At 72.0% G+C, this 13,769-nt stretch carries 13 protein-coding genes; 7 read left to right on the top strand and 6 right to left on the bottom strand.

Translation table 11 applies throughout. The features are described from left to right. Positions 1-71: 71 nt before the first annotated feature. Positions 72-752 (top strand): DUF998 domain-containing protein, encoded by a 681-nt coding sequence (locus ACN28C_RS30285; protein WP_422770898.1) that lies wholly within the window; start codon positions 72-74, stop codon positions 750-752. Between the two features lie 381 nt (positions 753-1,133). On the opposite strand, the gene ACN28C_RS30280 is transcribed toward ACN28C_RS30285, so the two are convergent. Next, entirely contained in the window at positions 1,134-1,385 is a 252-nt protein-coding gene (locus tag ACN28C_RS30280) for a DUF397 domain-containing protein (RefSeq protein ID WP_422770897.1), read from the bottom strand. Between the two features lies 1 nt (position 1,386). Continuing rightward, on the bottom strand, positions 1,387-2,232 hold the full coding sequence (locus ACN28C_RS30275) for a helix-turn-helix domain-containing protein (protein WP_422770896.1): 846 nt from the start codon (positions 2,230-2,232) through the stop codon (positions 1,387-1,389). 469 nt (positions 2,233-2,701) lie between these two features. Between ACN28C_RS30275 and ACN28C_RS30270 the strand changes: the two genes are divergently transcribed. Continuing rightward, positions 2,702-2,923, top strand: coding sequence for a hypothetical protein (locus ACN28C_RS30270; RefSeq protein WP_422770895.1), 222 nt, complete (start codon positions 2,702-2,704; stop codon positions 2,921-2,923). A 442-nt stretch (positions 2,924-3,365) separates the two neighbouring features. Continuing rightward, complete coding sequence (locus ACN28C_RS30265) at positions 3,366-4,460, top strand: D-alanine--D-alanine ligase family protein (RefSeq protein ID WP_422770894.1); 1,095 nt, start codon at positions 3,366-3,368, stop codon at positions 4,458-4,460. A 58-nt stretch (positions 4,461-4,518) separates the two neighbouring features. Here the strand turns inward: ACN28C_RS30265 and ACN28C_RS30260 are convergent, their stop codons facing one another. Beyond that, positions 4,519-5,172, bottom strand: coding sequence for a DUF3515 family protein (locus ACN28C_RS30260; RefSeq protein ID WP_422770893.1), 654 nt, complete (start codon positions 5,170-5,172; stop codon positions 4,519-4,521). After that, positions 5,173-5,406: an Lrp/AsnC ligand binding domain-containing protein gene (locus ACN28C_RS30255; protein WP_421491400.1), complete on the bottom strand. Its 234-nt coding sequence runs from the start codon at positions 5,404-5,406 to the stop codon at positions 5,173-5,175. A 200-nt stretch (positions 5,407-5,606) separates the two neighbouring features. Here ACN28C_RS30255 and ACN28C_RS30250 point away from each other — a divergent pair, with 200 nt between their 5' ends. Continuing rightward, complete coding sequence (locus ACN28C_RS30250) at positions 5,607-6,545, top strand: thiamine-phosphate kinase (protein ID WP_422770892.1); 939 nt, start codon at positions 5,607-5,609, stop codon at positions 6,543-6,545. Between the two features lie 238 nt (positions 6,546-6,783). Then, entirely contained in the window at positions 6,784-7,227 is a 444-nt protein-coding gene (locus tag ACN28C_RS30245) for a GNAT family N-acetyltransferase (protein WP_422774868.1), read from the top strand. Between the two features lie 138 nt (positions 7,228-7,365). On the opposite strand, the gene rpmB is transcribed toward ACN28C_RS30245, so the two are convergent. Then, positions 7,366-7,557, bottom strand: a complete 192-nt coding sequence (gene rpmB / locus ACN28C_RS30240; protein WP_278060137.1) for a 50S ribosomal protein L28 — start codon at positions 7,555-7,557, stop codon at positions 7,366-7,368. A 199-nt stretch (positions 7,558-7,756) separates the two neighbouring features. On the opposite strand from rpmB, the gene ACN28C_RS30235 reads away from it, so the two are divergent. After that, the gene (locus ACN28C_RS30235; RefSeq protein WP_422770891.1) at positions 7,757-9,508 is read left to right on the top strand and encodes a DAK2 domain-containing protein; all 1,752 of its coding nucleotides are present in this window, start codon (positions 7,757-7,759) and stop codon (positions 9,506-9,508) included. A gap of 130 nt (positions 9,509-9,638) precedes the next feature. Further along, positions 9,639-11,906 carry an ATP-dependent DNA helicase RecG gene (gene recG / locus ACN28C_RS30230; protein WP_422770890.1) on the top strand — a complete coding sequence of 756 codons (2,268 nt, stop codon included), beginning with the start codon at positions 9,639-9,641 and terminating at the stop codon, positions 11,904-11,906. Between the two features lie 165 nt (positions 11,907-12,071). On the opposite strand, the gene ACN28C_RS30225 is transcribed toward recG, so the two are convergent. Next, positions 12,072-13,625 (bottom strand): cell wall anchor protein, encoded by a 1,554-nt coding sequence (locus ACN28C_RS30225; RefSeq protein ID WP_422770889.1) that lies wholly within the window; start codon positions 13,623-13,625, stop codon positions 12,072-12,074. Between the last annotated feature and the right edge of the window lie 144 nt (positions 13,626-13,769).

Here is a 13,769-nt window from a genome sequence, read left to right as displayed (position 1 = left end):
TCGCCGAACCCGGGGATCGGTCCGGGATCGCGCCGGATTCGCCTCCGTACCGGCGCGACGACGCTGGTGGTATGACGTCCGGATCTCAACCACAGCCCTGGACCGCCCGACCGCTCACCCTGGTCGCGGCGCTCGGCCTGCTCGTGACGGCGGTCCTGGGCGTCGCGGCGCACCTCGTGCCTGCCCCCGGGATGAGCCCGCTGACCCTGACCATCAGCGACTACGCGGTGTCCAGCAACGGCTGGCCGATGAACGTGGCGATCCTGGCCCTCGGGGTCAGCTCACTCGCCGTACCACTGGCGTTGCGCGCCGTCCGGGTCGACGTGGGGCGCCTCGCCGAGACGCTGCTGCTGGTCTGGTGCGCAGGGCTCGTCGCCTCGGCGCTGATCCCTACCGATCCGCTCCACGTCGTCGAGCTGAGCACCCAGGGCTACGTGCACCGGTATGTCTCGGTGGCCGCCTTCGTCGCCCTGCCGGTCGCGACGCTGCTGGCGATCCGGCGGCTGGCCGCCGACGCCCGATGGCATGATGCCGTACAGCGGCTGCGGGCGCTCGCGGTGACCAGCGTGTTCGCCCTGCTCGCGCTCTACTACGTCGCGTTTCCCGGCGAGCGGGTGATGATGGGGCTGGTCGAGCGGATCCTGGTCCTTGTCGAGCTGGCGTTGCTCGCGGGCCTGGTCGGCAGGCTGTACCGGATCACCGCCGGCCCGCGACGCGTGACCGGATCGCCGGGCCGCAGTCACCGGTCATAGCTGCTCGGAGTGGGCCGCGATGCGGGCGGCTTCGGGAACCAGGTGTCCGGTCCCGACGCCGTCGAGCTGCCCCGCATTGTGCGCCCGGCGGCTCTGTGCGCCCGGCGGCTGATGCGACGAAGATAGCAGCCGGAATGCCGTGCCCCGTTTCTGCGCCCAGCTCGACAGCGTCCCAGGGAGGTGTCTGCCGGTCCGAGGAGCGGGCGGTGCGGCCGGGACAGCGCCTGGAATGGAGAGCCGGACGGGCGGGCGTCGCCGTGAACCGCCACGCCCCCTGTCCGCCGACCCGGACCGGGCGGAGCAGGGGGCGTGGGGCACCGTAGCTGGGCGGACCGAGCCTTGCCGGGGGGACTCAGCTCGGGACCGCCGACCTCCCACCCGTCAGGGGAGAATGTGGGAGGCGGACAGCGCGGTGGTGAATGCGGTCCAGGCGGTCGGTGCGAAGAGCAGCGCCGGGCCGGTGGCGTCCTTCGAGTCGCGGATCGCCACGGCGGCGTCGGCCGCCCCGGCGTGAGCGGCTCCGGCATCGCCGGCCCTGCCGAGCAGGGCGAACTCGACGCAGGCGCCCTGGTCGCCGCTGTAGCTGCTCTTGCGCCAGGTGACCTCGTCGAGCTGGTCGGTCGTCTCCGACATCTCACAGTCCTTTCAGGAGGCGGTTGATGGTGTCGCGGCTTTCCGCGGGACTCAGCGCGACGGCCCGCAGGTGTTCCATGATCTTCGCGCAGGTCCGCAGGTCAGCCGGCCGGTCGAGGATCAGTTGCCCGGCGACCGTCTCGACCGAGGCCAGCGTCGGGTCCTCCGGGTCGGCGAACTCGAGGATGTGCAGCGAGCCGCGCGTGCCGCGGTGGTAGCCGGCCTTGAGCGGTACGACCTGGATGGTGACGTTCGGCAGCTCGGACATCTTGAGCAGGGCCTGGAGCTGCGCCGCCATCACGGCCTCGCCGCCGACCGGGCGCAGCAGCGCACCCTCGTCGACGATGGCGTCGAAGATCGGCGGGTCGGTTTCCTTGAGCCGCTCCTGCCGGCCGATCCGGATCTGCACCCGCTGCTCCACCTCCTCGTCGCGAAGGGTGTGCGGGCCGCCCCGCATGATCGCCCGGATGTATTCCGGGGTCTGCAGCAGGCCGGGCACGAGCGATGGCTCGAAGTTGGCGATCGCGGTCGCCTCGGCCTCGACCGCGATGAAGTCGATGGTGCGACGGTCCAGGATGTACGAGTAGGAGACCCACCAGCCCGGCTTCCTGGCCTCCTTGGCGAGCGCCACCATGTCGTCCATCTCGCTCTCCGGCCGCTTGTAGAGGGTGAGCAGGGCACGTACCGAGGCCGGACTGACCATCGTCTGGGCGTTCTCGTAGCGGGAGAGCGTGCTGCGGGTGCTGTTGATCTCGTCGGCGGCCTGTTCGAGGGTGAGGCCGGCCGCCTCCCGGGCGTGGCGCAGGGCGATGCCGAGACGGCGGGCGCGGAACGACTTCGGAGCCATGCATCGATCCTGTCACATGGAACCGGGAAAGCGTGCATGAGAGAAGGCTCGTGAGAGTTGCATTCACGCGTTCACAACTGGCAATCTGTCATCACGTCCTCACCGCCGGTGGTCGTGTCGACGGTGGCTGTGGGTGACCGAAGGGGAATGAGGCGCACGGCGATCGGACCTTCCCGTACCCGATCGCCGTGTCCCTCCCGCCAGCAAGCGGACCTGGAGGTGACGAATGGCGACAACCCCGTGCTGGCCTCGGATCTCCCGATGCCGCTGGTGTGCGCGACCGGTGTTGCGGGACAACGACGGCGCGTGGATCCACGCCGACCTGGCCTACGTGTGCCGGGACCGGTGGGGCGGGTTGGCCGGGACGACAGCAGAGCCGGAGGCGGCTCGCCGTGCCCTCTGACCAGTATGGACGCCCGAACGGCCGAGGGCGGGGGCAGCACCCGCGGCGGTCGTCGGAGCGGTCGCGGTGACCCGGTACCTGGTCGTACTCACCGACGTGCGGCCACTGACCAAGGAGGGCCGGGACGAGCGGATCGAGCCGGAGCGGCGTCGCCAGGTGGTGGGCGCCACCAGCCGGGAGGCCGCCGACCGGATAGCCACCGCCTTCGCGGCGCTCGGCATGGTGCGCGCCGGACGGCAGCGGGTCAAGGTGCTCGCCGTCGGCCGCCGCCGGTCACCGGTCGGCTGAGCGCCGGCCTGCCGGTCGGCTGAGCGCCGGTTCGGCCGGCGCCGAGAAGTAGCCCGGCGAGGTGCAGACGCGGCGGAGCCACAGAACGAGCACCCCGAAACGCGCCGGCAACCGGTGACGACACAGCGGCAACTAAGATCGCTCCGGTCCCTCGGGTTGCCGTGCGTCACTGGTTACCCCTTGTGCTCGTACCGCTCACTCCCACGAAGGTTTCCCGGTCCCGAAAAGGGGGGTGGACCCGAGAGTTGGCCACGCAGAGTAGGGTCACCCGGTGAGCGGATCGAGGCGACGGTACGGCCGGCCACGGTGAGCCGGAAACGACCGGTCACGGTGGCACGGACGACCGCCGAGGAGGCCGCGGTGGCCGTTGCGTGCACCTATGGTGACCCGTGCGCCGAGTGGTGACGCCGACCAGCGGGAACGCAAAGGAAAGGTGACCGGAGTGACCACCCCAGGCAGAACCCGCGTGGCCGTCGTCTTCGGCGGTCGCAGCACCGAACACGCGATCTCCTGCGTCAGTGCCGGCAGCATCCTCGCCGCCCTCGATCCGGACGAGTACGACGTGGTCCCGGTCGGCATCACCCGGGCCGGCCAGTGGGTGCTGACCGACGGCGACCCGGCGCAGTTCGCCATCACCGAGCGCCGGCTCCCCGAGATCACCGCCGCCGCCGGATCCACCGTGGTGCTGCCGGCCGACCCGACCGGCGACGGCCTGATGGTCCTCGACCCGGCCGACGGTCCCCGGGCGCTCGCCGGGGTCGACGTGGTCTTCCCGGCGCTGCACGGCGCCTACGGCGAGGACGGCACCATCCAGGGGCTGCTGGAGATGGCCGGCATTCCGTACGTCGGTGCCAACGTCTTCGCCTCGGCCGCCGCGATGGACAAGGAGTTCACCAAGAAGCTTGCCGCCGCCGAGGGCATCCCGGTGGGGCCGTACGCGGTGCTGCGCAGTGGCGTCAGCCTCACCGAGGAAGACAAGGAACGGCTCGGCCTGCCGGTCTTCGTCAAGCCGTCCCGGGCCGGTTCGTCGGTCGGGATCAGCAAGGTCTCCGACTGGGCCGACCTCGACGCCGCCGTCGCGCAGGCCCGCCAGGTGGATCCGAAGGTACTGGTGGAGGCGGCGATCGTCGGCCGCGAAATCGAGTGCGGGGTGCTGGAGGCCGAGGCCGGTGGCGGCCCCGAGGCGTCGCTGCTGGCCGAGATCCGGGTCGCCGAGCACGAGTTCTACGACTTCGAGGCCAAATACCTCGACGCCAGCGACTTCGACATCCCGGCCGACCTGCCGGACCGGGTGACCCGGCAGGTGCAGGACTACGCCTGCCGCACGTTCACGGCGCTGGACTGTGCCGGGCTGGCCCGGGTCGACTTCTTCGTCACACCGGAGCTGGACGTCTATCTCAACGAGATCAACACCATGCCGGGGTTCACCCCGACCTCGATGTTTCCGCAGATGTGGGCGGCGACCGGACTGGAGTACCCCAAGCTGGTGAACCGGCTGATCCGGACCGCGCTACGCCGGGGCACCGGTCTGCATTGACGAGCCTCTGCCTGCGCGTCCCCGGCCGGAGGTGCTCCGCGTCTCGGTACGCCGGTGGTCACCCGGCGGCGCAGCTGGCCGGTACGTCGGGCAGCGAGGGAACCGAGGCGACCAGTGTCTCCGACACCGGCGCCGCCCACTGCACCGTCTGTTCCTGCCCGGCCGGCACGGTGAGCCGGACCGGCACCTCCCGGTCCACAGTGGTCAGCACGAGTCCGCCGTTGTCGTGCTCGGCGAGCCAGCAGACCCGGTTGATCATCCAGGTGTCGGTGACATCCGCCAGCGCCGGCCTGGCTACCCCGCAGGCGAGAGCGACGGCCGGGTCGCCGAACGCGGCGTTCTGCTCCGGGCCGGCGGTGACCGGCCGCTGGTCGAGGCCGCGGAGGGTGGCCGGCAGCCGGGACATCAGGGCCCGGCAGACGGTGGCGGGCCGCTCGGCCAGGGGCGGGGCGGCCATCTGCACCGGTGCGGTCACCCGGGGGGCGGCGGAGGTCGGGTGCGGCGCGGGCCCGCCGGTCGGATCCGGGCTGAGCTGGCCGATGACCAGCAGAGCGACCAGGACGGTCAGCGGCACCGCGACCAGGGTCGCCCAGAGCGCCGCCTGCCGGGTGGTCCGGTCCGGTCCGGCGCCGGTCGCCGGTTGCGTCGTCTCGGTCTCTTCCGTCCGTGGTCGGCGTGGTTCGAGCTGGTCGGACCTGGTGGCGTGTGCCATCTACAACCGCACCACGGAGCAGGTCAGGGTGCGGGTGATGCCGGGCACCATCTGCACCTTGCTGACGATCATCTTGCCCAACTCGTCGACGGTGTGTGCCTCGGTGAGCACCACGACGTCGTACGGCCCGGTGACCGCGTCGACCCGGACCACTCCGGCAATATCCGAGATGTGCGCGGCCACGTCACGTGCCCTTCCGACCTCAGTCTGGATGAGGATGTACGCCTGGACCACGACCTGCCTCCCGTCCGCCGCCGAGCGGCTAGACCGTGAAAATACCGTACGGGCCAGGTCGGATTTCGATCGGTGGTCGGAGGAGACACGATGAGCGACCGAAGCGGCCGGCTCGGTGTGAGTGCGGTCCCGGGTTCGGACGTACCTGGAAGCGGGGGCCATCGGCTCCGGGGCGGGAAGCGGCGTCTCCGGAGGCCGGTGTGAGTGTCGCACGGGCCGGCGAGTTCGGCCTGATCGCCCGGGTCACCGCCCGACTCGGCACCGGTCATGCCACGCTGCTCGGTCCCGGCGACGACGCGGCGGTGGTGCACGCACCCGACGGTCGGGTGGTCGCCTCCACGGACGTGCTCGTCGAGGGCCGGCACTTCCGGCGAGACTGGTCGAGCGCGGTGGATATCGGACATCGCGCCGCCGCGGCGAACCTGGCAGATGTGGCGGCGATGGGTGCCGTACCGACGGCGCTGCTCGTCGCGCTCTGCATGCCTCCCGGCCTGGAGATCCAGTGGGCGGAGGAGCTTGCCGACGGGCTGGCGGCGGAGGCGGCGCGGGTCGGGGCCAGCGTGGTCGGTGGGGACATGTCGGCCAGTCCCACCCTCACCATCGCGGTGACCGCCCTCGGTGACCTGGGCGGGCTCGCCCCGGTGGTGCGCAGCGGGGCGCGGGCCGGCGATGTCGTCGCGCTCGCCGGCCGGCTCGGGTTTGCCGCCGCCGGCTACACCGTGCTCTCCCGCGGCTTCCGCACCCCGAAGGTCCTGGTCGAGGCGTACCGGCGGCCCGACGTGCCGTACCCGGCAGGGCCGGCCGCCGCCCGGTTCGGCGCCACCGCCATGATCGACGTCTCGGACGGGCTCCTCGCCGACCTGGGGCACGTCGCGACAGCGAGCCGGGTCGGCATCGACCTGCTCGGCGGCGCCTTCGAGGTGCCGGAGCAGATGCGGGACGCGGCGCACGCGCTCGGGGTGGACCCGCTGGCCTGGGTCCTCGCCGGCGGCGACGACCACGCGCTGGTGGCGACGTTTCCGGAGGACCAGCCGCTGCCCGGGGGGTTCCGGTTGATCGGCCACGTGGTGCACGGCGCCGGGGTGACCGTGGACGGGCGTGCGTTCCGGGGACCGGGCGGCTGGGACCACTTCCGCTGATTCCCCAAGCAATCGGTTCTCGAAGCTGACTCCCTACCACCCTCACGCCTCCGCCGCGCACCAGGCAGCTTTGTGTGTAGTGTCCGGCTCGTCGGGGCGAGCCGGACATACAGGGTCACGGGAGCTGTGGCCGGGGGCGGGTGGGCGGGGGCGGGGTGGGGGGGTATGTACCCGGGTGGCGGGGAGGTGTGGTGCGGGTCGTAGCCTTCGTCGCGTGGGTGAGCTGGACATTCGGATCATGCGCTACGACTCCCCCGTGGCTCGGGAACTGGTCGCCGCCGCCATGGCGGACCTGGCGCAGCGGTACGGCGGCGAGGGCGACGAGACCCCGGTAGCGGGGAGCGAGTTCGAGCCGCCGGCCGGCGCATTCCTGATCGCCTATCTCGATGGCGCCCCGGTCGGCTGCGCCGGGTGGCGGACCCACGGCGACACCGGTGAGGTCGCCGAACTCAAGCGGATGTACGTCTCCCCGGCAGCTCGCGGCCGGGGCGTCGCTCGGCGGGTGTTGACCGGGATCGAGGAGTCGGCCCGGAAGCACGGGCGTAGCCGGCTGATCCTGGAGTGCGGTGACCGGCAGCCGGAGGCGATCGCGCTCTACCGGGCCAGCGGCTATGAGCGGATCCCCGACTTCGGCTACTACCGCGAGGAGCCGGGGGTCATCTCGTTCGGCCGCTCTCTCTGACCCCCTACATCCCGCTCAGTTCCGCCGCGGAGGGGAGTGGTAATGGAGGGAGTGGCAATACAGAAGGATTAGCGCACACAGTAATAGCCGCCGAAGCGGTGCTCCGGCGGCTATCCGTGTGTCACGGCTTGCGCAGGCTCAGGCGCGGGTGACCTTACCGGCCTTGATGCACGAGGTGCAGACCTTGAGCTTGCGGGTCGTGCCGCCACCCGCCGGCGTACGCACCGACTGGATGTTCGGGTTCCAGCGGCGGTTGGTCCGCCGGTGCGAGTGGGACACGTTGTGGCCGAAGCCAGGCCCCTTGCCACAGATGTCGCACACGCTAGCCACGGGATACTCCTGGAAATTGATCGTCGTCAGGTTGCCGGCGAGGCGCAGGCCGGGCAACCTGGTCAGGGTACCCGATCCCCCGGTCGCCCGGCGAATCGGCTCCGCCGGCATCGTGAACATGCCAGGAAGTGCTCCCGCCGGCCGGCCCCGCCCGGCGCGTGCCAGCGCGGCGTCGGGGTGCGCCAGTAGGCTTCTCGCCGTGCTGGAGACCCTTGACGCCACGGCCCTGCACCGGTGGTGCGCCGGCGGGTTGGCCGCGCTCAAGCGGCACCAGGACGAGATCAACCAGCTCAACGTCTATCCGGTCCCCGACGGTGACACCGGCACCAACCTGGTGCTCACGATGACCTCCGCCGAGCAGGCGCTACGGCTCGGCCGGGACGATCCGGGCCTTGACGGGCAGCCGGCGCACGCCCGGGTGCTGCGACTGCTGGCCCGGGGTGCACTGCTCGGCGCCCGGGGCAACTCGGGCGTGATCCTCTCGCAGATCCTGCGTGCCCTGGCCGAGGCGCTCGGCGACACCCCGGTGGTTCGGGGCCGGGCCCTCGCGGCGGCGCTGCGACGGGCCAGCACCGCGGCGTACGCGGCGGTGGCCGAGCCGGTGGAGGGAACGCTGCTCAGTATCGCCGCCGCCGCCGCGAGCGCCGCCGGGCAGGCCGATACCGACGATCTTCCGGCGGTGACCAGAGCCGCCGCGACCGCTGCCGACCAGGCACTGGCGCGTACCCCGGAGCAGTTGCCGGCGCTGGCCCGGGCCGGCGTCGTCGACGCGGGCGGGCGGGGTCTCTGCGTCCTGCTCGATGCCCTGGTCGAGGTGGTCACCGGCAGTGCGCCGGAGCGGCCGGAATTCGTGCCCGCATCGCCGCACCGGCAGCTGACGGCAGCCCGGGAGACCGGCTCGTCGGAGTACGCCTACGAGGTGCAGTTCCTGCTCGACGCCGACGCCCCGGCGGTACGCCGGCTCCGGGCCGAACTGGGCCGGCTCGGTGACTCGCTGGTGGTGGTCGGGGACGGGGCGGAGGCCGCCGGCACGTCGACGTGGCAGGTGCACGTGCACGTCAACGACGTCGGGGCGGCGATCGAGGCCGGGGTGCGGGCCGGTCGGCCTTATCAGATCTCGGTCACCCGTTTCGAGGACGAGGCCCCGTCCGGCGTCGGAGGCAGGGTGGGCCTGGCGGACCGGGCACGTCCCGGGGGCGGAACGCCTGCCGCGGAGCGGACGGACGTCGAGGATCGGTCGGGAGTCGAAGCGGTGGGGCCACAGCCGGAGCGGGCTGCGGTCGAGGCGGCACGGCCGCAGCCGGAGCGGGCGGCGGTGGTGGTGGCCGCCGGCAGCGGCCTCGCCACGATCTTCGCGGCCGAGGGTGCGACGGTGGTGCACGGGAACCCGTCCGCGGGTGAGCTGCTCGGCGCGATCCGGTCGACCGGTGCGTTCCGGGTCGTGGTGCTGCCGAACGATCCGGACACCCAGGCGGTGGCCCGGGTGGCGGCCGAGGAGGCCCGGCGGCTCGGCATCGAGGTGAGCGTGGTGCCGACCCGCTCGCCGGTGCAGGCCCTTGCCGCGCTCGCGGTCCGGGATCCGGCCCGCCCGTTCGCCGACGACGTGATCGCGATGGCCGAGGCGGCCGGCGCCTGCCGCTACGCGGAGGTCTGTTCCGCCGGCCGCGAGGCGCTGACGGTGGCCGGCCGGTGCCAGCCGGGCGACATACTCGGCCTGGTCGACGGCGAGGTACACCTGATCGGCAGCGACCTGGTGCCGACCTGTACGGCGCTGCTCGACCGGTTGCTCGGTGGTGGCGGTGAGCTGGTCACCCTGCTGCTCGGCGCCGACGCGCCCGACGAGCTGGCCGAGATGCTCCGGACGCATCTGGCCCGGCAGTGGCCCTTCGTCGAGGTGCACGACTACTCCGGCGGTCAGCCGTTCTACCCACTGTTGGTGGGTGTCGAATGACGGCGGTGGCCGAGGACCGAACGGCACCCTTCGGCAAGGTGCCCGGAGGCCGGGTGGCAGCGCACGTGACCGGGGGCCGGGTGGCAGCGCACGTGACCGGGGGCCGGGTGGCAGCGCACGTGGAGGGCGGATGACCGGAAAGGAGCCGACCTCGGCCGGCCTGGAGACGCCGCTGCGCAAGCTGCTCGGCGACAAGACGGCGAAGGCGCTCGCCAGCCACCTCGACCTGCACACCGCCGGGGACCTGCTCTACCACTTTCCCCGCCGCTACGACGAGCGGGGCGAGCACACCGACATCCGTTCCCTGGAGGTGGGTGAGCAGGTCACGGTGCTGGCCCAGGTGCAGCGTACGGCCGTGCGGCCGATGCGGCAGCGCCGGGGAAAACTGCTGGAGGTGACCGTCGGGGACGGCTCCGGCGGGGTACTGACGCTCACCTTCTTCGGCAACCAGGCATGGCGGGAGCGGGACCTGAAGCCCGGCAGGTGGGGGATGTTCGCCGGCAAGGTCACCGAGTTCCGGGCCAAACGCCAGCTCAACGGCCCGGAGTACGTCCTGCTCGGCGACGGCGACGGCGGCAGCAGCGAGTCGGACACCGGTGGTGGCGCCGGCGGCGGGTCCGGTACCGGCGGTGACGGTGGCGTGTCGGGCGAGGAGATCGAGGAGTTCGCCGGTGCGCTGATTCCGGTCTACCCGGCCGCGGCGGCGGTGCCGACCTGGGTGATCGCCCGCTGCGTGCGGGTGGTGCTGGACACCGTCACGCCGCCGGAGGATCCGCTGCCGGCGACGCTGCGAGCCACCCGCAACCTTGTCGGGCTGGCCACCGCCCTGCGGGAGATCCACCGCCCCGCCGGCAAGGAGGAGCTGTACCGGGCCCGCCACCGGTTGAAGTGGGACGAGGCGTTCGCCCTGCAGCTGACCCTGGTGCAGCGCAAGTACCGGGCGGCGGCCTGGCCGGCGACGCCGCGTCCGCGCCGTGACAACGGCCTGCTGACCGCCTTCGACGCCCGGTTGCCGTACGAGCTGACCGCTGGGCAGCGCGCGGTCGGTGAGGAGGTCGCCGCCGACCTGGGCACCGCGCATCCGATGCACCGGCTGCTCCAGGGCGAGGTCGGCTCCGGCAAGACCGTCTGCGCCCTGCGCGCCATGCTCCAGGTGGTCGACGCGGGCGGCCAGGCGGCGTTGCTGGCCCCGACCGAGGTACTCGCCGCACAACACTACCGGGGCATGCGCGACCTGCTCGGCCCGCTCGGCCGGGCCGGCGAGCTGGACGGAGACCCGGACGGCACCCGGCTCGCCCTGGTCACAGGCTCGCTCGGGGCGGCGGCCCGCCGGCGGGCCCTGGAGACCGTCGCGACCGGCGACGCCGGCATCGTGGTCGGCACCCACGCGCTGCTCTACGAGGGGGTCGACTTCGCCGACCTGGGGCTGGTGGTGGTGGACGAGCAGCACCGGTTCGGGGTCGAGCAGCGGGACGCGCTGCGGGCAAAGGCCGAGCAGCCGCCGCACGTGCTGGTGATGACGGCGACCCCGATCCCGCGCACCGTGGCGATGACCGTCTACGGCGACCTGGAGATCTCCACACTCTCCCAGTTGCCGCGCGGGCGGTCGCCGATCGCCTCGCACGTCGTACCCGCGGCGGAGAAACCGGCCTATCTGGACCGGGCCTGGCGGCGGCTGCGCGAGGAGGTCACCGCCGGTCACCAGGCGTACGTGGTCTGCCCGCGCATCGGTGACCAGGCGGCGACCGCCGAGGAGGTCGGCATGGCCGGCGAGGACGGTCGACGGCCCCCGCTGGCGGTGGCCGAGGTGGCGCCGCTGCTCGCCGAGGGACCGCTGCACGGGCTGCGGATCGGCGTACTGCACGGCCGGTTGCCGGCCGACGAGAAGGACTCGGTGATGCGAACCTTCGCCGCCGGTGAGCTGGACGTGCTGGTGGCGACGACGGTGATCGAGGTCGGGGTCGACGTGCCGAACGCCACCGTGATGATAGTGCTCGACGCCGACCGGTTCGGTGTCTCGCAACTGCACCAGTTGCGCGGCCGGGTGGGGCGGGGCTCGGCGGCCGGGCTCTGCCTGCTGGTCACCGAGGCGGTCGAGGGTACGCCGGCCCGGGAGCGGCTGGACGCGGTCGCCTCCACCACCGACGGGTTCCGGCTCGCCGAACTCGACCTGGAGCAGCGCCGCGAGGGGGACGTACTCGGGGCGACCCAGTCGGGGCGGCGCTCACACCTGCGGCTGCTCTCGCTGCTCCGCGACACCGACCTGATCCGGGACGCCCGGGTCGAGGCGATCGCCCTGGTCGAGGAGGATCCCGAGCTGGCGCGGCATCCGGCCCTGGCAGCCTCGGTGGCCGCACTGGTCGACGAGGAGCGTGCCGAGTACCTGGAGAAGGGCTGAGCCCTGGCGAAGGGCCTGAGACCCCGGAGCAGCGCCGAGGTCTGGGGCAGTGCCGAGGTCTGGGGCAGTGCCGATATCACCTGCGGAAACGCTGAGGGCGCGCCTACCGTTTCCGGTCGACGCGCCCTCAGGCGGTTGGTTCAGGTTTCGTTACTGCTACACCGGTCAGGCGGTGAAGGTCACCCGGCGGCGGCGAGCCATGATGAACAGGAACACGCCGATACCGAGCAGCACCAGCGCGCCCGCGGCGATGCCACCGGCGGCGGCACCCGTCACCGGGAGGCCGGGCTCTTCGCCACCGCCGCCGCCACCGCAGTCAGCCGGCTTCTCGAAGGTCGCCTCCAGCGGCTCCATGTCGAGCTCGGGGAAGACGATCGTCGCGGTGGTGCCCTTGCCCGCCTCGAAGGTAACCGTGGCCGGCTCCTCGTTGCCCGCGGGCACGGTCAGGGTCTTGGTCTCGCCCTCGTAGGTGACCTCGACCTTGACGGGGGTGTTGCCCTCCGGGTTCAGCACCCCGACGGCGTAGGTCTCGCAGTCGGAGGCGACAAGCACCTCCGGCAGCTCGCAGTCCTCGGGACGCTGCCAGCCACCCTTCTTGGTCTCGAAGCCCTCGGCGGTGACGACGATCTCGGCGGCGTGCTCGGCCGGCACCTCGACGGTGTCACCCTTGCCTGCGGCGACGGTGACCTTCTTGACCCACTCACCGGCGGTGATGGTGAATTCGACCGGGTACTTGCTGATCTCGCCGTCGTTGCTCAGGTTGACCGCGACGCTGCCGTCACAGCTCGACACGAAGTCGGCGGCCGGCTGCTGGCAGGCCTTGTTGCCGCCGTTGTACCAGCCCTGCGGGCCCTTCGACCGGTTGCCCGGCGCGCCCGGGCTGCCCAGCTTCTTGTCGCCGTAGCGCGGACCGCCCGCGACGATCTCCTCGATCACCTCGGACTCGTCGCCCCAGATCAGGTCGACCTGGGTGTTGCAGTCCGGGATCGGGACCTCAAGCTCGATCTTGTTGGTGCCGGCCTTGATGACGTCCGTGTCCTGCCCGTAGACGTACTGCGGGACGTCGAACTGCGGGCGCGGCGCGAAGTAGGAGACCAGGGTGAACGGCTGCGCGCCCTCGCCGCAGAGCGGCAGGGTGCCCTCCAGCTCGACCGTCGCCTTGCCACCCGGGCCGTCGAAGGTGTGCGTGAACTGCGCCTTGGCTGCGTCCACACAGACCGGCGGCTCCTCGCCACAGGTCTTCTTGCCGAGGTTGACCTTGCCGTCGCGGCTGTCGTTGGTGACGAGCTCCAGGACGGTCCTGCCGTTCTTGCTCCACTTCATCGACATCCGCAGCTTGGCCATGCCGGTCGTGGTGCCGGGGACCTTCTGGGTGACGACGATGGTGTCGTTCCTGCTGCCCTTCTTGCCGAGCACCGGCTGAACGGCGTCGGGGTTGCTGCCGCCGATCCTGGCGAGCGCCTTGCCCTCCTTGGTCACCACGTCCGTGTCCGGGGTGGCGGTGACGCCGAGGATGGTGGCGGTCTTGTCCCGCTCGCTGTGCGAGATGGTCCAGGTGATGACCTTTTCGTTGGACGCCGGTGGACAGACCACCGTGCCCGTGATCTCAGGGTGGTGGGCGCTCGCGGGCGCGGCCACGGAGAGTGTCGCGCCGAGGCCGAGTAGCGCGGCCCCGATGATGGCGAGCGGCCGCCGGAGCGGCAGCTTTGGACGGATCACGCGTGCTCCTGGGAGATGAGGGCGTCAGGGTACGACGTGGAATGACGAGCAAGGGCACCATTGGGGTGGCGCGCGACCTGCGAGAACTGCCTCTCCGACGTCGTTGGCCGGCAAGACGCAGCCGGCACAGCGCACGACCTTAGC

This window comes from Plantactinospora sp. WMMC1484 (assembly GCF_049315195.1).
In the GTDB taxonomy this organism is placed as follows: domain Bacteria; phylum Actinomycetota; class Actinomycetes; order Mycobacteriales; family Micromonosporaceae; genus Plantactinospora.
This window is presented reverse-complemented; position numbering and strand designations above follow the sequence as displayed.

What these genes read in the sequence shown, in the direction of transcription:
- recG (WP_422770890.1), top strand. Translation starts at nt 9,639, where the DNA reads ATGACCGGAAAGGAGCCGACCTCGGCCGGCCTGGAGACGCCGCTGCGC.
- ACN28C_RS30285 (WP_422770898.1), top strand. Translation starts at nt 72, where the DNA reads ATGACGTCCGGATCTCAACCACAGCCCTGGACCGCCCGACCGCTCACC.
- ACN28C_RS30275 (WP_422770896.1), bottom strand. Translation starts at nt 2,232, where the DNA reads ATGGCTCCGAAGTCGTTCCGCGCCCGCCGTCTCGGCATCGCCCTGCGC.
- ACN28C_RS30260 (WP_422770893.1), bottom strand. Translation starts at nt 5,172, where the DNA reads ATGGCACACGCCACCAGGTCCGACCAGCTCGAACCACGCCGACCACGG.
- ACN28C_RS30245 (WP_422774868.1), top strand. Translation starts at nt 6,784, where the DNA reads ATGCGCTACGACTCCCCCGTGGCTCGGGAACTGGTCGCCGCCGCCATG.
- ACN28C_RS30280 (WP_422770897.1), bottom strand. Translation starts at nt 1,385, where the DNA reads ATGTCGGAGACGACCGACCAGCTCGACGAGGTCACCTGGCGCAAGAGC.